The sequence below is a fragment of the Pantoea sp. Cy-640 genome, from assembly GCF_011752635.1.
GTDB classification, from domain to species: domain Bacteria; phylum Pseudomonadota; class Gammaproteobacteria; order Enterobacterales; family Enterobacteriaceae; genus Pantoea; species Pantoea dispersa.
Map to the genome: position 1 here is coordinate 369,067 of NZ_VWXB01000005.1, position 19,118 is coordinate 388,184.

Annotated in this window: 20 protein-coding genes and 1 riboswitch; of the genes, 15 read left to right on the forward strand and 5 right to left on the reverse strand. The window is 61.0% G+C overall.

Annotated features, from left to right (window positions below; translation table 11 throughout):
* Positions 1-39 precede the first annotated feature (39 nt).
* Genes modA through modC form a run of 3 tightly spaced genes read left to right on the forward strand, consistent with a single transcriptional unit; the run spans position 40 to position 2,560 of the window.
* Positions 40-813 carry a molybdate ABC transporter substrate-binding protein gene (gene modA / locus F3J36_RS15525; protein ID WP_166719982.1) on the forward strand — a complete coding sequence of 258 codons (774 nt, stop codon included), beginning with the start codon at positions 40-42 and terminating at the stop codon, positions 811-813.
* A complete protein-coding gene (gene modB, locus F3J36_RS15530; RefSeq protein ID WP_021508509.1) occupies positions 810-1,502 on the forward strand; it encodes a molybdate ABC transporter permease subunit in 693 nt (230 codons plus the stop codon). The genes modA and modB overlap by 4 nt, the downstream gene beginning before the upstream one ends.
* Complete coding sequence (gene modC, locus F3J36_RS15535) at positions 1,502-2,560, forward strand: molybdenum ABC transporter ATP-binding protein ModC (RefSeq protein ID WP_021508508.1); 1,059 nt, start codon at positions 1,502-1,504, stop codon at positions 2,558-2,560. Before modB ends, modC begins: the two co-directional genes overlap by 1 nt.
* Positions 2,561-2,730: 170 nt before the next feature.
* Here modC and F3J36_RS15540 read toward each other — a convergent pair whose 3' ends face one another.
* On the reverse strand, positions 2,731-3,549 hold the full coding sequence (locus tag F3J36_RS15540; RefSeq protein ID WP_058757854.1) for a pyridoxal phosphatase: 819 nt from the start codon (positions 3,547-3,549) through the stop codon (positions 2,731-2,733).
* A 148-nt stretch (positions 3,550-3,697) separates the two neighbouring features.
* On the opposite strand from F3J36_RS15540, the gene pgl reads away from it, so the two are divergent.
* On the forward strand, positions 3,698-4,693 hold the full coding sequence (pgl, locus tag F3J36_RS15545; protein ID WP_166719983.1) for a 6-phosphogluconolactonase: 996 nt from the start codon (positions 3,698-3,700) through the stop codon (positions 4,691-4,693).
* Between the two features lie 78 nt (positions 4,694-4,771).
* On the opposite strand, the gene F3J36_RS15550 is transcribed toward pgl, so the two are convergent.
* Positions 4,772-5,248 carry a kinase inhibitor gene (locus F3J36_RS15550; protein WP_058781275.1) on the reverse strand — a complete coding sequence of 159 codons (477 nt, stop codon included), beginning with the start codon at positions 5,246-5,248 and terminating at the stop codon, positions 4,772-4,774.
* A gap of 67 nt (positions 5,249-5,315) precedes the next feature.
* On the reverse strand, positions 5,316-6,608 hold the full coding sequence (bioA, locus tag F3J36_RS15555; RefSeq protein WP_021508504.1) for an adenosylmethionine--8-amino-7-oxononanoate transaminase: 1,293 nt from the start codon (positions 6,606-6,608) through the stop codon (positions 5,316-5,318).
* An 87-nt stretch (positions 6,609-6,695) separates the two neighbouring features.
* Between bioA and bioB the strand changes: the two genes are divergently transcribed.
* From bioB to bioD, 4 genes are read left to right on the forward strand one after another with little or no spacing between them, the layout of a single operon-like run.
* Entirely contained in the window at positions 6,696-7,727 is a 1,032-nt protein-coding gene (gene bioB, locus F3J36_RS15560; protein ID WP_058757850.1) for a biotin synthase BioB, read from the forward strand.
* Entirely contained in the window at positions 7,728-8,879 is a 1,152-nt protein-coding gene (gene bioF / locus F3J36_RS15565) for an 8-amino-7-oxononanoate synthase (RefSeq protein ID WP_166719984.1), read from the forward strand.
* Positions 8,860-9,615, forward strand: coding sequence for a malonyl-ACP O-methyltransferase BioC (gene bioC / locus F3J36_RS15570; RefSeq protein WP_166719985.1), 756 nt, complete (start codon positions 8,860-8,862; stop codon positions 9,613-9,615). Before bioF ends, bioC begins: the two co-directional genes overlap by 20 nt.
* The gene (gene bioD, locus F3J36_RS15575; RefSeq protein WP_058775301.1) at positions 9,612-10,283 is read left to right on the forward strand and encodes a dethiobiotin synthase; all 672 of its coding nucleotides are present in this window, start codon (positions 9,612-9,614) and stop codon (positions 10,281-10,283) included. Before bioC ends, bioD begins: the two co-directional genes overlap by 4 nt.
* 42 nt (positions 10,284-10,325) lie before the next feature.
* On the opposite strand, the gene F3J36_RS15580 is transcribed toward bioD, so the two are convergent.
* Positions 10,326-11,042: an ABC transporter ATP-binding protein gene (locus F3J36_RS15580; protein WP_021508499.1), complete on the reverse strand. Its 717-nt coding sequence runs from the start codon at positions 11,040-11,042 to the stop codon at positions 10,326-10,328.
* 918 nt (positions 11,043-11,960) lie between these two features.
* Here F3J36_RS15580 and uvrB point away from each other — a divergent pair.
* Positions 11,961-13,982 (forward strand): excinuclease ABC subunit UvrB, encoded by a 2,022-nt coding sequence (gene uvrB, locus F3J36_RS15585; protein WP_166719986.1) that lies wholly within the window; start codon positions 11,961-11,963, stop codon positions 13,980-13,982.
* 30 nt (positions 13,983-14,012) lie between these two features.
* Here the strand turns inward: uvrB and yvcK are convergent, their stop codons facing one another.
* Positions 14,013-14,915, reverse strand: a complete 903-nt coding sequence (gene yvcK / locus F3J36_RS15590; protein WP_021508496.1) for a uridine diphosphate-N-acetylglucosamine-binding protein YvcK — start codon at positions 14,913-14,915, stop codon at positions 14,013-14,015.
* Between the two features lie 194 nt (positions 14,916-15,109).
* Positions 15,110-15,246: riboswitch (molybdenum cofactor riboswitch) on the forward strand.
* Between yvcK and moaA the strand changes: the two genes are divergently transcribed.
* From moaA to F3J36_RS15620, 6 genes are all read left to right on the forward strand, one after another.
* Positions 15,235-16,221, forward strand: a complete 987-nt coding sequence (moaA, locus tag F3J36_RS15595) for a GTP 3',8-cyclase MoaA (protein ID WP_021508495.1) — start codon at positions 15,235-15,237, stop codon at positions 16,219-16,221. (Overlaps the previous riboswitch by 12 nt.)
* 17 nt (positions 16,222-16,238) lie before the next feature.
* The gene (moaB, locus tag F3J36_RS15600) at positions 16,239-16,754 is read left to right on the forward strand and encodes a molybdenum cofactor biosynthesis protein B (protein WP_166719987.1); all 516 of its coding nucleotides are present in this window, start codon (positions 16,239-16,241) and stop codon (positions 16,752-16,754) included.
* 2 nt (positions 16,755-16,756) lie between these two features.
* Positions 16,757-17,242, forward strand: coding sequence for a cyclic pyranopterin monophosphate synthase MoaC (moaC, locus tag F3J36_RS15605; RefSeq protein ID WP_058757847.1), 486 nt, complete (start codon positions 16,757-16,759; stop codon positions 17,240-17,242).
* Entirely contained in the window at positions 17,235-17,480 is a 246-nt protein-coding gene (gene moaD / locus F3J36_RS15610) for a molybdopterin synthase sulfur carrier subunit (protein ID WP_021508492.1), read from the forward strand. The genes moaC and moaD overlap by 8 nt, the downstream gene beginning before the upstream one ends.
* A gap of 2 nt (positions 17,481-17,482) precedes the next feature.
* The gene (gene moaE, locus F3J36_RS15615; protein ID WP_166719988.1) at positions 17,483-17,935 is read left to right on the forward strand and encodes a molybdopterin synthase catalytic subunit MoaE; all 453 of its coding nucleotides are present in this window, start codon (positions 17,483-17,485) and stop codon (positions 17,933-17,935) included.
* Between the two features lie 82 nt (positions 17,936-18,017).
* Complete coding sequence (locus F3J36_RS15620; RefSeq protein WP_166719989.1) at positions 18,018-19,112, forward strand: DUF1615 domain-containing protein; 1,095 nt, start codon at positions 18,018-18,020, stop codon at positions 19,110-19,112.
* The last annotated feature ends 6 nt before the right edge of the window (positions 19,113-19,118 follow it).

A 19,118-nucleotide genomic window follows, 5' to 3' on the forward strand; every position in this document is an offset into this window, starting at 1 on the left:
GTTGTATTATCAACTATATAACGTAACCTGGAGCTCTCTATGCAAAATACGCTTTATCACTGGGCGGCGGCAGCCGTGGTCACCGTGTCACTGTCGGGTCAGGCGCTGGCGGCGGAGAAAATTACTGTGTTCGCTGCGGCCTCGCTGACCAACGCGATGCAGCAGATTGCCACGCAATATCAGCAAAAAAGCGGCGTTGAAGTGGTATCCTCGTTCGCTTCCTCGTCGACGCTGGCGCGGCAAATCGAGCAGGGCGCCCCGGCGGATCTGTTTATCTCTGCCGATCAGCAGTGGATGGACGATGCGGTGGCGAAAAACAGCGTGATCGGCAGTACGCGCCACACGCTGCTGGGCAACGATCTGGTGCTGGTGGCGGCAAAAAGCGCTCACGCGCAGCCGGTGACCATCAATGCGCAGACCCCATGGCAGAACCTGCTTAAGGGCGAGCGCCTGGCGGTGGGCGATCCGGATCACGTGCCGGCAGGCATTTATGCCAAAGAAGCGCTGCAAAAGCTGGGCGCGTGGGACACGCTGGCTTCACGGCTCGCACCGGCTAACAACGTGCGTGCCGCGCTGGCGCTGGTGGAGCGCCGCGAAACGCCGTATGGCATCGTGTACGGTTCCGACGCGGTAGCCAGTGATAAAGTGCAGGTGGTCGGACGCTTCCCCGAAGCGAGTCACAAACCCGTAGAGTACCCGATGGCGGTGGTCAGCGATCACCAGAACGCAGCGGTGCAGGCCTTCTATGACTATCTGCAGGGGCCGGATGCCGCTGCCGTGTTTAAACAGTATGGATTTACGCCGAAGAGATGATACTGAGCGATCCCGAATGGCAGGCCGTGTTCCTCAGCCTGAAAGTTTCCTGCGTGGCGGTGCTGTGCAGCCTGCCGTTTGGCATCCTGATGGCCTGGATTCTGGCGCGCTGTCGCTTTCCCGGCAAAACCCTGCTCGATAGCCTGATTCACCTGCCGCTGGTGCTGCCGCCGGTGGTGGTGGGCTATTTGCTGCTGCTGACGCTGGGCCGGCGCGGTCTGATTGGCAGCTGGCTGTACGACTGGTTCGGTATCACCTTCGCCTTCAGCTGGCGCGGTGCGGTGCTGGCCTCCGCAGTGATGGCGTTTCCGCTGATGGTGCGCGCCATTCGTCTGGCACTGGAAGCGGTAGACAGCCGGCTGGAGCAGGCGGCGCGGACCTTGGGCGCGGGCCGCTGGCGGGTGTTTTTCACCATCACGCTGCCGCTGACTTTTCCGGGCATCATCGTGGGCACCGTGCTGGCGTTTGCCCGCTCGCTCGGTGAGTTTGGTGCCACCATTACTTTTGTCTCCAACATTCCCGGCGAAACCCGCACCATCCCGTCAGCCATGTTTACCCTGATTGAAACGCCCGGCGCGGAAGGTACTGCGGCGCGGCTGTGCGCGGTGGCGATTGCGCTGGCGCTGCTGTCGCTGGTGGCCTCGGAGCTGCTGGCGCGCTGGGGCCGCAAGCGGCTGGGAGCGGCCTGATGCTGAAAATCAACATTGCGCAACAGCTCGGTGAGCATCAGCTCAACGTCGATGTGGAGATTCCGGCCAGCGGCATCACCGCGATCTTTGGCGTGTCCGGAGCGGGAAAAACCTCATTAATCAATGCCATCAGCGGTCTGACGCAGCCGCAGAGCGGCCAGATTGCGCTTAACGATCGTCTGTTGTTTGACCGCGACAGCGGTATCAATCTACCGCCGGAAAAACGCCGCATCGGCTACGTGTTTCAGGATGCGCGCCTGTTTCCCCATTATCGCGTGCGCGGCAATCTACAGTATGGCATGGCGCCTAAAATGAAAGCGCAGTTCGGGGCGCTGGTGACGCTGCTGGGACTGGATGCGCTGCTGGATCGCTATCCGGCCTCGCTGTCGGGGGGGGAAAAGCAGCGCGTGGCGATGGGCCGGGCGCTGCTGAGCGCGCCGGATATCCTGCTGATGGACGAACCGCTGGCGTCGCTCGATCTGCCACGCAAGCGCGAGCTGATGCCCTATTTGCAGAAGCTGGCGAAGCAGGTGGAGATTCCGCTGCTGTACGTGAGCCACAGCCTGGAGGAGATTGTCCAGCTGGCGAATCAGGTGCTGGTGCTGGATAACGGTAACGTCAAAGCCTTCGGCGCGCTGGAAAAAGTGTGGGGCAGCAGCGCGATGCGACCGTGGCTGCCGGCGGCCGAGCGCAGCAGCGTGTTGCGCGTGCAGGTGCTGGAGCAGCATCCGGATTACCCGATGACCGCGCTGTCGCTTGGCGATCAGCACATCTGGGTCAGCCGGGTGAATCAGCCGGTGAAAAGCGTACTGCGCATCCGTATCGCCTCGGCGGACGTGTCGCTGGCGCTGCAGCCGCCGCAAAATACCTCGATCCGCAATATCTTACCGGCGCAGGTGGTGGAGCTGCTGGAGCTGGACGACCAGGTCGAAGTGAAGCTGCGCATCGGCGTCAGCGAGCTGTGGGCGCGCATTTCACCGTGGGCGCGCGACGAACTGAATATCCGGCCCGATCAGTGGCTGTATGCGCAGATCAAGAGCGTGTCGATTACCGCGTAACACAAACCGGACGACAGCGCGGTACGTCCGGTCTGCGGATCAGCGCGATTAATCGCGCCGCTACCGGATGTGCCATGGAGCGCTGCAGTAATCACCCGTTGCACCCTCTGGAGCGGCGCGCTTTTTTCCGGTCAACCTGACTGATGCCTTGTGCCGCGACCAGCCTGGCGTTACAGCACCTCCTGGTAGATCACCTGCGCAATGCCCGGCTCAAGGTTAGTACCGATCACTTTGCGCGCGCGTGCTTTGATGGCGTCATCGGCATTGCCCATCGCCACGCCCAGCCCGGCCTGCTCCAGCATGCTGAGATCGTTGTAATTGTCGCCAAACGCCAGCACGTCCTGCATGCTCAGACCCTGGCTCGCCACCCACTGCGCCAGGCGTTTGCCTTTGCTGTTGCCGGCCTGGGCGATGTCGACCTGATCGTGCCAAGACCATTCACACGCCAGACCCAGCTCGCGTTCGGTGCGTTCGGCAAATTGCTGCAGCGCGCGGGTATCCGGATGCGACAGGGCAAATTTCCAGATCGACTGCGCGTCGTGCGCCGCCTGCGCCAGACTCGGCACCTGCACAAACAGCGGGCGCTGCGCTTCCGGCAGCGACTGCGCCCAGTTGAGGGTGCGCGTCACATGGCCGGTCGCTTCCTGGTACAGCATCGCATCATCGACATACAGCAGACCGTGAATATTCTCCTGATCGAGCATCTCAATCACCCGCGCCGCCTGACTTTTCTCCAGCGGATCGGCAGCCAGCACCCGTTGCGCCTGGTAATCGTACAGGTACGTGCCGTTACAGCAGATGGCGGGCGTTGTCAGCTGCAGCGCCTGATAAAACGGATGAATCGCGCAGTGATGGCGACCGGTGACGATCAGCACCTGAACGCCAGCCTGTTGCGCGCGGGCTAAGGCTTCAAGGGATTCTGGCAGGATGGTTTTGTTTGGGGTCAGCAGGGTGCCGTCGAGGTCAAGGGCGATTACGCGGTAGCTCATTACACTTTCCGTCCGGAGTTAGCAAAGCATTAAGTCTACACCCGCCAGCGGCCCTGAGACAAAAAGCAGGGCACAAATCAGCCCAGCGCGCGGCGGTGAAACGCGCTACAGTTACTGTTTTTCATCAGGCAGCGAATAAGGAAAACGCATGAAACAAGTCGTGTATACCGCCAGTCCCGAGAGCCAGCAGATCCACGCCTGGCAGATGCAGGAAGATGGCGCACTGACGTTATTGCAGGTCACGGATGTGGCCGGCCAGGTGCAGCCGATGGTGGTGAGCCCGAAGAAAGATTTTCTCTATGTCGGCGTGCGTCCGAATTTTCGCGTACTGGCGTACCGCATTGCGGCCGACGGTACGTTGAGCCTGGCCGGTGAAGCGCCGCTGCCGGGCAGCCCGACTCACATTTCTACCGACCGCCAGGGCAACTATCTGTTCTGCGGCTCCTATAACGATGCCTGCGTCAGCATCAGCCCGATTGGCAGCGACGGCCTGCCGCAGGCGCCGCTGCAGGTGATTAACGGGCTGGAGGGCTGCCATTCGGCGAATATCGACCTCAGCAACCAGACGCTGTTTGTGCCGGCGCTGAAACAGGATCGCATCTGCCTGTATCAGCTGCAGGCGGACGGCACGCTGGCACCGCGCGCGCAGCCGCAGGTGACCACCGTAGAAGGCGCCGGCCCGCGTCATATGGCGTTCCACCCGAACGGCGCCTATGGCTATGTGGTTAACGAACTGGACAGCACCGTCGACGTCTGGGCGCTGAATAATGTTAACGGCCAGGTCGAGCGCGTGCAGAGCCTTGATATCATGCCGCCAGGCTTCAGCGACACACGCTGGGCAGCGGATATCCATATCACCCCGGACGGTCGCTTCCTGTATGCCTGTGACCGCACCAGCAGCACGCTGACCGTGTTCAGTATCAGTGAGGACGGCTCGGTGCTGACGATTGAAGGTTATCAGCCGACCGAAACTCAGCCGCGTGGCTTTAACATTGACGGCAGCGGTCAGTATCTGGTGGCGGCGGGGCAGAAATCGCATCACATTGAAGTCTATCGCATTGGCGAGCGTGGCCTGCTGCAACCGCTGGCGCGTTACGCCGTGGGTCAGGGGCCGATGTGGGTAGTGATTCACGCGCTGGACTGAGGAACGCTCCTGAGTCATGCAGGGTCGCCATCTACGGCGACCTCTGCCGGGGTGCGCAGCGATGCGCACCTTATGTAATCAGGCGTATTTCACCGTGATCGATGCGCTGGCCAGCGCGTGGAAGTGCACGTTGAAGCCGACCATCGCGCCGCTGGCACCTTCGTCCACCTCAATTTTCTCCACGTCCAGCGCATGCACCGTAAAGATGTAGCGATGCGATTCGCCCTGCGGCGGCGCTGCGCCACCGTAACCGCTCTGGCCGAAATCGGTGCGTGTCTGAATGGCACCCTCCGGCAGTTCCGCCACGCCGGAACCGGCGCCCTGTGACAGCACGGTCACCTCAGCCGGAATATTAGCGACCACCCAGTGCCACCAGCCGGAGCCGGTCGGGGCATCCGGATCGTAGCAGGTCACCACAAAGCTTTTAGTGCCGGCCGGCACTTCATCCCATGCCAGGTGCGGCGACAGGTTATCGCCCTGGTAACCCATGCCGTTAAACACGTGGCGCTCGGGCATTTTATCGCCATCGTTAAAATCCTGGCTCACTACGCGCATGATCTCTCCTTTCCTGTTGTGTACTGCTCTCCATGATGGTGGAAAATGGCGGCGAGTGCCAGCGGTGTCAGGGCTGAAAGTGGCCGTCCACCGCCAGTGCAGCGCTTAACGCCGCCGTCAGTTGCGTCAGCTGTGCGGCAGAAATCAGATAAGGTGGCATCAGGTAAATCAGCTTACCGAACGGGCGAATCCATACGCCGCGTTCCACGAAGAACTGCTGCAGCGCCGCCATGTTCACCGGCTGATGGGTCTCAATCACGCCAATCGCCCCCAGCACGCGCGCATCCGCCACCATCGGATGGTCACGCAGCGGCAGCAGTTCCGTTCGCAGCTGCTGCTCAATCGCCGCCACCTGCGCCGGCCAGTGCCCTTCGTTTATCAGCTTCAGGCTTTCAACCGCCACCGCACAGGCCAGCGGATTGCCCATAAAGGTCGGACCATGCATAAAGCAGCCTGCCGCGCTGCGGCTGATGGTATCGGCGACGTCGCGCGTGGTCAGGGTGGCGGAAAGTGTCAGGGTGCCGCCGGTCAGCGCCTTGCCGAGGCACAAAATGTCCGGCGTGATGCCGGCGTGCTCGCAGGCAAACAGCTTGCCGCTGCGGCCGAAGCCGGTGGCGATCTCATCGGCGATCAGCAACAAACCGTAGCGATCGCACAGCGCCCGCACCTGTTGCAGATAGCGTGGATGGTAAAAGCGCATGCCGCCGGCACCCTGCACGATAGGTTCCAGAATTACCGCGGCAATGCTGCGATGGTGCTGTTCGGCCAGCCGGGCGAAATCGGCAATATCGTTGTCATCCCAGTCATCGTCAAAGCCACACTGCGGCGCGCGGGCGAACAGATGCTCGGGCAGGTAGCCGCGCCACAGGCTGTGCATGGAGTTTTCCGGATCGCAGACCGACATGGCGGCAAACGTATCGCCGTGATAACCGCGCTGCAGCGTGAGGAATTTCTGCCGCGTCTCTCCGCGTCCCAGCCAGTACTGCAGCGCCATTTTCATCGACACTTCGACGGCGATCGAGCCGGAATCGGCGAGGAACACGCACTCCAGCGCCTCGGGCGTCATGGCGATCAGCTGGCGGCTCAGCTCCACGGCTGGCGGATGGGTGATGCCGCCGAACATCACGTGTGACATCTGCGCCATCTGCTGCTGCAACGCCTGATTGAGGCGCGGATGGTTATAGCCGTGGATCGCTGCCCACCACGACGACATGCCGTCGACCAGCTCACGTCCATCGGCCAGCTGCAGCGTGCAGCCGTGCGCGGCCACCACCGGGTAGCACGGCAGCGGATCGCGCATTGAGGTGTAAGGATGCCAGATATGCTGGCGGTCAAAGCGGAGGTCGTCCTGTGTGAACATCTGTCTTGTAAACCATTTTGAAAAGATTTAGTTTACAAGTATAACCACGTTAATCGTCAGGATGAACCCCCTTTTTTGGAGTAAGCAATGGCTAATCGCTGGACACTGGCTCAGGCTCAGGCGCTATTTGATAAACCTTTTCTCGAGCTGATGTTTGAAGCACAGCAGGTGCACCGCCAGCACTTCGACCCGCGTCAGGTGCAGGTCAGCACGCTGCTGTCGATCAAAACCGGCGCCTGTCCGGAAGACTGTAAATACTGTCCGCAGAGCGCGCGTTACAAAACCGGGCTGGAAACCGAGCGCCTGATGGAGGTGGAAGCGGTGCTGGAATCGGCGCGCAAGGCCAAAGCAGCCGGCTCCAGCCGCTTCTGCATGGGCGCAGCGTGGAAAAACCCGCACGAGCGCGACATGCCGTACCTGGAGCAGATGGTGCAGGGCGTGAAAGCCATGGGCATGGAAACCTGCATGACGCTGGGAACGCTCGACCACGATCAGGCGCAGCGGCTGGCCAGCGCCGGGCTCGATTTTTACAACCATAACCTCGACACCTCGCCGGAGTTTTACGGCAGCATCATCACCACCCGTACCTATCAGGAGCGTCTTGATACGCTGGATAAAGTGCGCAACGCCGGCATCAAAGTGTGTTCAGGCGGCATTGTCGGGCTGGGCGAAACGGTTAACGACCGCGCCGGATTGCTGGTGCAGCTGGCCAACCTGCCCACGCCGCCGGAGAGCGTGCCGATTAACATGCTGGTGAAAGTCAAAGGCACGCCGCTGGCGGATAACGATGACGTCGAGCCGTTCGACTTTATCCGCACCATTGCCGTGGCGCGCATCATGATGCCAACCTCGCACGTGCGCCTGTCGGCCGGTCGCGAGCAGATGAGCGAACAGACCCAGGCGATGTGCTTCATGGCGGGTGCCAACTCAATTTTCTACGGCTGCAAGCTGCTGACCACGCCGAACCCGGAAGAGGACAAAGATCTGATCCTGTTCCGCAAGCTGGGCCTGAATCCGGAGCACACCGCCACGACTGCGGGCGATAACGAACAGCAGCATCAGCTCAGCGAGCAGTTGCTGCACGCCGACAGCGCGCAGTTCTATAACGCGGCCGTGTAAATGTGGTCTGAACGTATTGCGCAGGCGCTGACGGCGCAGCGTGCCGCCGACGGCTGGCGGCAGCGGCGGCGCATTGAGCACAACAGCGTGCGTGAAATTACCCTCGACGGGCAGCGCTATCGCCACTTCTCCAGTAATGATTACCTCGGCCTGAGCCAGCATCCGGCGGTGATGACTGCCTGGCAGCAGGGCGTGTGCGAGGCGGGCGTCGGTGCCGGCGCTTCCGGCCACGTCACCGGCTACAGCCGTCACCATGCGCAGCTGGAGCAGCAGCTGGCGACCTGGCTCGGCTACCCGCGCGCGCTGCTGTTTATCTCCGGCTTTGCCGCCAACCAGGCAGTGATCCATCTGCTGGCGCAAAAGTCGGATCGCATTATCGCTGACAAACTGGCGCACGCCTCGCTGCTGGATGCCGCCAGTCACAGTCCGGCAACGCTGCGCCGTTTTGCCCACAACCAGCCGGCCAGCCTGGCGAAACTGCTGGCGACGCGCGCGGAAGGCGGCACGCTGGTGGTGACCGAGGGCGTATTCAGCATGGATGGCGACAGTGCGCCGCTGGCTGAACTTGCCGCCGAAACCCGGCGCGCGGGCGGCTGGCTGCTGGTGGACGATGCGCACGGCATTGGCGTCACCGGTGAGCAGGGGCGCGGCAGCTGCTGGCAGCAGCAGGTGAAACCGGAACTGCTGGTGGTGACCTTTGGTAAAGGCTTTGGCGTCAGCGGCGCCGCGCTGCTGTGTGATGACGCCACCGCAGATTACGTCGAGCAGTTCTCGCGCCATTTAATCTATTCCACCGCCATGCCGCCGGCGCAGTGCTGTGCGCTGCTGGCGGCGCTGCAGCAGATCCAGCAGGGCGACGCGCTGCGCGCGCGGTTGCAGCAAAATATTGCCCGCTTTCGCGCGGGCGCTGCGCAGTTGCCGTGGCAGCTGATGGCCTCTGACAGCGCCATTCAGCCGCTGATCGTTGGCGAAAACCGTGCCGCGCTGGCGCTGGCGCAGCGGCTGGCGCAGGCCGGTTGCTGGGTGAGCGCGATCCGGCCACCGACGGTGCCGCCGGGTACCGCGCGGCTGCGCATTACGCTCACCGCCGCGCATCATCCCGAAGATATCGACGCGTTGCTGGAGGCACTGTATGACGCTGCAGGTGAATAAACAGGCGGTGGCGCAGGCGTTTGGCCGGGCGGCCGCGCACTACGAACAGCATGCCCAGCTGCAGCGCCAGAGCGGCGAGGCGCTGCTGGCGCTGGCGCCGGCCGGATTTGGCCCGCAGCTGCTGGATGCCGGCTGCGGCACCGGCTGGTTCAGCCGCTACTGGCGCGATCGCGGTCGCCAGGTCTGCGCGCTGGATCTGTCACCGGCGATGCTGCAGACGGCGCGCGAACAGCACTCGGCGCACGACTATTTACAGGGCGATATCGACCAGTTACCGCTGGCGGATAACAGCGTCGACGGCGTCTGGAGCAACCTGGCGGTGCAGTGGAGCAGCGATCTGCGCACCGCGCTGCAGCAGTTTCTGCGCGTGACGCGCCCGGGCGGCAGCGTGCTGTTCTCGACGCTGCTCGACGGCTCGCTGCAGGAGGTGCACCAGGCGTGGGCGCAGATCGATGGTCGGCGTCACGCCAATCGCTTCCTCAGCGGCGATGCCTTTGCCCTGGCGACCGCGGGCCTGCCGCTGCGCAGCCAGACGCAGATCGTCACGCTGCATTTCCCCAGCGCGCTCAGCGCCATGCGCTCGCTAAAAGGCATCGGCGCGACGCACTTGCACGATGGGCGACACGCGGCCCTGCTGACGCGCCCGCAGCTGGCGCAGCTGGAGCAGCACTGGCCGCAGGATGCGCACGGCTATCGTCTCAGTTATCACCTGATGTATGGAGTTTTACAAAAATGACACGCTGGTTTATTACCGGAACTGACACCGAAGTGGGCAAAACGGTCGCCAGCGGCGCCCTGTTGCAGGCGGCCAGCGCTGCGGGATTACGCACTGCTGGCTACAAACCGGTGGCCTCCGGCTGCGAGGTCACGCCCGACGGCGTGCGCAACAGCGACGCGCTGGCGCTGCAGCGCTACAGCAGCCTGGCGCTGAGCTATGAGCAGGTAAACCCGCTGGCGTTCATCGAACCGACGTCGCCGCATATCGTCAGCGCAGAAGAGGGCAGACCGATTGAATTTGCGCAGCTCTCCGCTGGCTTACGCGCGCTGGAACAGCAGGCTGAATGGGTGCTGGTGGAAGGCGCGGGCGGCTGGTTCACGCCGTTGTCCGCGACGCAAACTTACGCCGACTGGGTCGCCGCCGAGCAGCTGCCGGTGATTCTGGTGGTCGGCGTGAAGCTCGGCTGCATCAACCACGCCATGCTGACGGCGGAAGCGGTGAAGGCGCGCGGGTTGCGCCTCGCCGGCTGGATTGCCAATGACATCCAGCCGCCGGGTAAGCGACATGCGGAATATCTGGCGACGCTACAACAGCGCATTGCGGCCCCGTTCCTCGGTGAGATTCCGTGGCTGAGCAGCGCGGCACAGCAGGCCGACTGTGGCCGTTACCTTACCCTGCCACAGTAAATGGCGCGGCGGCGCAGCACTCTGCGCCGCACGCTACCAACGCTAGGTGGCCGTTAACCACTTACTCACCGTTACATCATCCAGCTGCGCCACGCTGCCCTGCGCCACGTTGCGGCCACGATGCAGCAGCAGAAAATAGTCTGCCACGCGGCGAATGAACGACACATGCTGTTCCAGCAGCAGAATCGTCAGGCCATAGTCGCGGTTCAGGCGGCGAATCAGATTCCCCATCTCCTCCTCCAGCCACGGCGACATGCCTTCGGTGGGTTCATCGAGGATCAATAGTTTGGGCTGCAGCACCAGCGCGCGCGCCAGGGCCAGCTGCTGCTGCTGATCCATCGGCAGTTCGCCGCTGCGCTGATGACGCAGCGAGTAGAGCGCCGGAAACAGATCGAACACCATCTCGGGAATGGCGCGGCTGCGATCGTCCTGTGCCGCCATCAGCGCAATCAGCAGGTTATCTTCCACGCTCATCTGGGAAAAGATGTGGCGTCCCTGTGGTACGTAGCCGATGCCCATGCGCGCGCGCTGCTCAGCAGGCTGCAGCAGCAGGTTTTCCGGCGGCGCGCCGTCTTCCTGCCAGGTCATCGATCCACTATTAATGGGCAGGCGACCCATAATACAGTTCACCAGCGTGGTTTTGCCCATCCCCGGGCTGCCCAGCACGCCGGTGCAGGTGCCTGGCGGCAGATCGAGATCCACATCCCATAAAATATGGTTCTGACCGTAAAATTGATTCACCGAACGTAAACTCAGCATCTGACATTCTCCTTCCAGATTATTCGCCTGAATGCTCCCGCTCTGTGTCGTCTGGCATACAGTCATGCACAATGGCTATTGGGACACTGCTGTCGCCGGCGGCGCTTGTTCATCCTGCCGGCATGGACTCGTCACTCCACCGTTAATTCACTGCAATTCCCAGGCCAGATCCGCCAAAGCAGCCTCAATCGGGGTAAAAGGCAGCGAAACTCGCCATAATTGATGAGAAAAGCTTAACAATTGCCCACAGTAATAACTCGCCTGCACTTTGACGGTGCTGACTGCTTAACGTTTCTGGTGCATCTGTGCTGTCATAAGGCAGGGACTGAAGAAATAAGTGGCCTTAACGCTGGGCTTTTTCCCGTTACGGCACGATGGGGTACGCCAAAAGAATAGTTAAAGCCGCGCGGGATGATGGAAAAAAAATCGCAAAAAAAATTTTTTCGCACGGCAGGATAAGCGAGGGGAAAATTATACACAGCCGATGGACGTGGGGCTGGATTCAGTTATCCACTATTCCTGTGGATAACCTTGTGCATTAGCGACTGAAAACCGGGCGCAAGCGAGGAAATACGCGGGTTGCATACATAATGCTGCGAAACTGGGCTTTTGAGTCAAAGTCTTTTAAATCAGCAGGTTATTTAAAAGCAAGCCTGAGAATTGTCTGGCTTGTCATCAGACTGCAATTTAATGACGCTCTATTGACAATTGTTAAAAGCGTTGCTCGTCTGGGGATAACCTTGCGCAACAAATGCTTCCGGATTACCGCATAAATTACGCTGAAGCGAATCGCGGCATCTCCCCATCATCGTGCAGTATATCTGTAATTATATCCAGTATTTTTTTCTGGCAAAATCGCCATAGCAGAGTAGAATTACCAGCCTGCCCGCCGACTTCTTCAGCAGGAACCGTAATACCATGAGTAAAGCCTTTAAACTCAACTCCGCTTTCAAACCTTCAGGCGATCAGCCTGAGGCGATTCGTCGCCTTGAAGAAGGGCTGGAGGATGGACTGGCGCATCAGACGCTGCTGGGGGTTACCGGTTCAGGAAAAACCTTTACCATCGCCAACGTCATTGCCGATCTCAACCGGCCGACCATGGTTATGGCTCCGAATAAAACGCTGGCGGCACAGCTGTATGGCGAGATGAAAGAGTTCTTTCCGGATAATGCCGTCGAGTTCTTCGTCTCCTACTACGACTACTATCAGCCGGAAGCCTACGTGCCCAGTTCGGATACCTTCATCGAGAAAGATGCGGCGGTAAACGAGCACATTGAGCAGATGCGTCTCTCTGCCACTAAAGCGATGCTGGAGCGCCGCGACGTGATTGTGGTGGCGTCGGTTTCTGCTATCTACGGCCTGGGCGATCCCGATCTCTACCTGAAAATGATGCTGCATCTGACGCGCGGCATGATCATCGACCAGCGCAGCATTCTGCGCCGCCTCGCCGAACTGCAGTACACCCGCAACGATCAGGTTTTCCAGCGCGGCACCTTCCGCGTGCGCGGCGAAGTGATCGATATCTTCCCGGCGGAATCCGATGACATTGGTCTGCGTGTAGAGCTGTTTGATGAAGAGGTTGAGCGCCTGTCGCTGTTCGACCCGCTGACCGGCCAGGTGATCTCGGTGATTCCGCGTTTCACCATCTACCCGAAAACGCACTACGTCACGCCGCGCGAGCGTATTCTGCAGGCGATGGAAGAGATTAAGGATGAGCTGGCGGTGCGGCGCAAAGTGCTGCTGGAGAACAACAAACTGCTGGAAGAGCAGCGCATCACCCAGCGCACCCAGTTCGACCTCGAAATGATGAACGAACTCGGCTACTGTTCGGGCATTGAAAACTATTCGCGCTATCTCTCCGGACGCGGACCCGGCGAGCCGCCGCCGACGCTGTTTGATTACCTGCCGGCGGATGGCCTGCTGGTGGTCGATGAATCCCACGTGACTATTCCGCAGATTGGCGGCATGTATCGCGGTGACCGCGCGCGTAAAGAGACGCTGGTGGAGTACGGTTTCCGCCTGCCGTCGGCGCTGGACAACCGTCCGCTGCGCTTTGAAGAGTTTGAAGCGCTGGCACCGCAGACCATTTACGTCTCGGCCACGCCAGGTAACTACGAGCTGGAGAAATCGGGCGGCGACGTTATCGATCAGGTGGTGCGGCCTACCGGTCTGCTCGATCCGATCCTTGAGGTGCGTCCGGTGGCGACCCAGGTCGACGATCTGCTGTCGGAGATCCGCAAGCGCGTCGAAATCAACGAGCGCGTGCTGGTCACTACGCTGACCAAGCGCATGGCCGAAGACCTCACCGAGTATCTTGAAGAGCACGGCGAGAAGGTGCGCTATCTGCACTCCGACATTGATACCGTTGAGCGTATGGAGATCATTCGCGATCTGCGTCTCGGGGAGTTTGACGTGCTGGTGGGGATCAACCTGCTGCGCGAAGGGCTGGATATGCCGGAAGTGTCGCTGGTGGCGATTCTGGACGCCGATAAAGAGGGCTTCCTGCGCTCCGAGCGCTCGCTGATTCAGACCATCGGACGCGCGGCGCGTAACGTCAACGGCAGAGCGATTCTCTACGCAGATAAGATCACGCCGTCGATGGCGCGGGCGATGGAAGAGACCGAGCGCCGCCGCGAGAAGCAGCAGCGTTATAACGAAGAGCGGGGCATTGTGCCGCAGGGCCTGAACAAGAAAATCACCGATATTCTTGAGCTGGGCAAAAACGTGGTGAAAACGCGCGGCAAAGGTAAAACGACTTCACGCACTGCCGCCGAAGCTGAGGCCAGCTATCTGGCGCTCACGCTACAGGCCATGCAGAAGAAGATCCACGAGCTGGAAGGGCAGATGCAGCAGCACGCGCAGAACCTGGAGTTCGAAGAGGCCGCGCGGGTGCGCGACCAGCTGCACGAGCTGCGTGAACTGTTTATCGCCGCCTCTTAATGTGAAGCCGGCGGTCGCGTTGCGCGCCGGCTAAACCGCCTGAATGGCATGCTCCAGCGCGCGGCGCAGCAGCTGGCGGTCGTGACGATAGCGGATATCTGCGGCTTCCAGCGGTTCGCGCACGATCAACCGCTCAGTGACGCCGCGCGTGTCTGCTGACGGGCCGACCACTACAGCGTCAATCACCCGTTTGCCAATGGCTTTTTCCATCATCGCCAGCTTGTCGGCGACCGTCAGGCTGGCCGCCGCCGGACTCAGTTCGCGCCCGAGATTACCGATGAACACCATGGTGGCGGGCGTCCGGCGCAGCGCGCGTGCCATCTCCTCCATCAGCAGAATCGGCATCAGGCTGGTGTAAAAGCTGCCGGGACCAATCAGGATCAAATCGGCCTCGGCGACGGCGTCCAGCGCTTCACGCGTCGGCACCACATTAGGGTGCAGCATCAGCTCTTCCGGCGCCTGCTTCATTTCGTCAATCGCCGTTTCACCGTACACCATATTGCCTTCGCTATCCTGCGCGACCAGGTCCACCGGCTGCTCCGACATCGGAATCAGAAACGCATCCACCTTCAGCAGATTGCGGATAATATTGATGGCTTCCAGCGGACGCACGCTGAGGTGATCGAGCGCTTTCAGGATCAGATTGCCCAGATTATGCCCGGCCAGTTCGCCGTTGCCGGTAAAGCGATACTCGAACATGGCAGAGGCCACGCTGGGTTCGGTGATCAGCTGATTAATGCAGTTGCGCATGTCGCCCCAGGCAATGCCGCCTTCTGAACGGCGTATGCGGCCGGTGGATCCACCGTTGTCGGTGGTGGTGACGATGCCGGTCAGGCGTGAGCCCAGCGGCGCCAGCGCCGACATCACGCGGCCAAGGCCGTGGCCGCCACCGAGTGCCACCACGCGATCCAAATCTGCCAGGGTACGATTCATGCTGCTCCTTAAAACGCCGCACGTGAGGTGCAGACGGCGTTCAACTGATGTGTATCAATATCTGTCGCGCATTTTACCGTATCCTGTCGCGAAAATGCGGTGAAATAACGTTATGTATCAATATATATAGCGATAAATGCCGATGGATGCGAGCGTCAAATCGCGCTACCATTTGCTTTAACCGTGTTGTCCACAATGACAACAGACTCCCAAGCCTTGCGTTCCTAAGTCGTGTGATATGGATGCCTGGCCGCAGCCGCGAGCTGCCAGGGTGCAGAAAGAAATGACTGCATCTCCCGTACTTTGGAAAGGTGTTCAGGTGCCACAATTTACAGATGCCTATGCGCGCAGCTTTTATTATCTGCGCCTGTCGGTCACGGATGTGTGTAACTTCCGTTGTACCTACTGCCTGCCCGACGGCTACCGGCCGAACGGCGTGCACAACAAAAGTTTTCTCTCGCTGGATGAGATTCGTCGCGTGACGCGTGCCTTTGCGGCGGCGGGCACCGAAAAAGTGCGCCTGACCGGCGGCGAACCCTCGATGCGGCGCGACTTCACCGATATCATTGCCGCCGTGCGCGACAACGCGGCAATCCGCCAGATCGCCATGACCACCAATGGCTACCGCATGGCGCGCGACGTCGGCGCCTGGCGTGCGGCAGGCCTCACCCATATCAATGTCAGCGTCGACAGCCTCGACGCACGGCAGTTTCACGCCATTACCGGGCAGAACAAGTTTCACGAAGTCATGGCGGGGATTGATGCGGCCTTTGATGCCGGTTTCAGCACCGTCAAAGTCAACAGCGTGTTGATGCGCGACGTCAACAGCCACAGCCTGGAGACCTTTCTGGCGTGGATCCGCACCCGGCCGATTCAGCTGCGCTTTATCGAGCTGATGGAAACCGGCGAGGGCGGCGATCTGTTCCGCCGTCATCATGTGTCCGGCGAGGTGATTCGCGATCAGCTGATCATGCAGGGCTGGCAGCGCCAGCCGCGCGGCCGCAGCGATGGTCCGGCCCAGGTGTTCCGCCATCCGGATTATCAGGGTGAAGTCGGCCTGATCATGCCGTATGAAAAAGATTTCTGCGCCAGCTGTAATCGCCTGCGCGTATCGGCGATCGGTAACCTGCATCTGTGCCTGTTTGGCGACGGCGGCGTGCCGCTGCGCGATCTGCTGGCCTCCGACGATCAGCAGGCCGAGCTGCAGGCGCGCATCGCTCACAGCCTCGGGCAGAAGAAGCAGACGCATTTCCTGCATCAGGGCAATACCGGCATCACGCAGAACCTCTCCTTCATTGGTGGCTAAACACAGGAGTTACGGCCATGGGTAAACCTTCCGGCGATTTTGTCGCCTTAAATGCGGCGGTGATGACCGTCTCTGACAGCCGCGACGCCAGCAGTGACAGCTCCGGCGACTATCTGCGTGAGGCGCTGACCGAAGCCGGGCATCAGGTGGTTGATCACGCCATCGTCCCGGACAACCGTTATCGCATCCGCGCCACGGTGTCGCGCTGGATCGCCAGTGAAGATGTGCAGGTGGTGCTGATTAACGGCGGTACCGGCTTTAACAGTAAAAACAGTACGCCGGAAGCGCTGCTGCCGCTGCTGGACCGCGAAATTGACGGCTTTGGCGAACTGTTCCGCATGATCTCCTACGAGGAGATCGGCAGCGCGACGCTGCAGTCACGCGCGGTGGCCGGCCTGGCTAACCAGACGCTGATTTTTGCCGTGCCGGGCTCAACCGGTGCCTGCCGCAGCGCGTGGGAGCGGATCATCGAAGCCCAGCTGGATGCGCGTACGCGTCCGTGTAATTTTGTCTCACATTTGAAGAAGTTATAAGTATGTCCTCGTTAACCCATATCAACGCGGCCGGCGAAGCCCACATGGTGGACGTCTCCGGTAAAACTGACACCGTGCGAGAAGCGCAGGCGGAAGCGCTGGTGCTGATGCAGCCTGCCACGCTGCAAATGATCCTCGACGGCAGCCATGACAAAGGCGATGTTTTTGCCACCGCACGCATTGCCGGTATTCAGGCGGCGAAGCGCACCTGGGAACTGATTCCGCTGTGCCATCCGCTGATGCTGAGCAAAGTCGAGGTGACGCTGGTGGCTGAGCCGGAGCACAGCCGCGTACGCATTACCTCGCGCTGTCGCCTGAGCGGCAAAACCGGCGTGGAAATGGAAGCGCTGACCGCCGCCTCGGTCGCGGCGCTGACCATCTACGACATGTGCAAAGCGGTGCAGAAAGATATCGTCATCGACCAGCTGCGGCTGCTGAGCAAAAGCGGCGGTAAATCCGGTGATTTCCAGGCGGTGCGCCATGATTAAGGTGCTGTTTTTTGCCCAGGTGCGCGAACTGACCGGCACCGCCGCGCTGGATCTGGCGGCAGAGTATGCTGATGTCGCCACGCTGCGCGCTGCGCTGGCGCAGAAAAGCGATCGCTGGGCGCTGGCGCTGGAGTCCGGCAAGCTGCTGGCGGCGGTGAATCAGACGCTGGTGCCGATGAACCATCCGCTGCGCGCCGGCGATGAAGTGGCGTTCTTCCCGCCGGTTACCGGAGGCTGAGCATGACAACCCGAATTCGCGTCGGCAGCGCGCCGTTTAACGTTGGCGACGAGTATGCGCTGCTGGCGGCGCATGACAGCGACGGCGCGGTCGTCACCTTCACCGGCAAAGTCCGCAATCACAATCTCGGCGACAGCGTGGCCGCGCTAACGCTGGAGCACTATCCCGGCATGACGGAAAAAGCGCTGGAGGAGATTGTGGCGGATGCGCGTCAGCGCTGGGCGCTGCAGCAGGTGACGGTGATTCATCGCGTGGGCGAACTGTTCCCCGGTGAGGAGATCGTGTTCGTTGGCGTCAGCAGCGCCCATCGCGGCAGCGCCTTTGCCGCCAGTGAATTCATCATGGATTACCTGAAAACCCGCGCGCCGTTCTGGAAGCGCGAAGCCACCGCGCAGGGTGATCGCTGGGTCGATGCCCGCGACAGCGACCATCAGGCCGCCGAACGCTGGAACTAGCGCGCAAAATCCGCCTGCGCTGATAGCCGCCAGACCACGAAAACGGTAAGGTACGGTTTTTGCTGGCTTATCAGGGAGCAGGATGAACACCAACACGATATTACGCGGCGCAGCGCTACTGGCTGCGCTGGTGCTGGCCGGATGCAGCACCAAAAAGGAGCCGCAGCTGCCGGCCCGCCAGCCCGCTGACGTGAAAGCGCAGATTCAGCAATTGCTGCCCGCCCATGTGACGCAAAAATCGGCCTGGGCCGACGACATCTATACCGCGCTGCGCGTGCAGCACATCGACGCCAGCGCCAGCAACATTTGCGCGGTGATCGCCGTGACCGATCAGGAATCTAACTTCAGCGCCGATGCCACCGTGCCGGGTCTGCCAAAAATCGCCTGGGCGGAAATTGACCGCCGCGCCGCCAGCGTGCACGTGCCGGCGTTTCTGGTGCGCACCGCGTTACTGATCAAATCCTCCAATGGCGAGAGCTACGCGGCACGTCTCGATAAGGTGCACAGCGAGAAAGAGCTGAGCGCCATTTTCGATGACTTTATCGATATGGTGCCGATGGGGCAGAAGTTGTTCGGTAATCTCAACCCAATCCACACCGGCGGGCCGATGCAGGTCAGCATTGCCTTTGCCGAAGCGCATGCGCAGGGCTATCCATACCCGATTGACGGTTCAATCCGGCGCGAAGTGTTCAGCCGGCGCGGCGGTATCTACTTCGGCACGCTGCACCTGCTGGGCTATCCGGTGGAGTACAGCCAGCCGCTGTACCGCTTCGCCGACTTCAACGCCGGCTGGTACGCCAGCCGCAACGCCGCGTTCCAGGCTGCGGTGGCGCGTGCCAGCGGCATCAAACTGGCGCTGGACGGCGACCTGATCCGCTACGGCAGCAAACAGGCGAGTGCCACCGAACTGGCGGTGCGCACGCTGGCGAAACAGCTGGACATGAGCCCGCGGGAAATTCGCCGCGATCTGGAGAAGGGCGACAGCGAAAGCTTCAGCGACAGCACGCTGTGGAAACAGACCTTTATCCTCGCCGATAAGATGGCGGGAAAACGTCTGCCGCGCGAAGTGCTGCCGGGCATTAAGCTGGAGAGCCCGAAAATTACCCGTAATCTCACCACCGCGTGGTTTGCCCAGCGGGTTGACGGGCGATATCAGCAGTGTATGACGCGCCGTTGACGATCG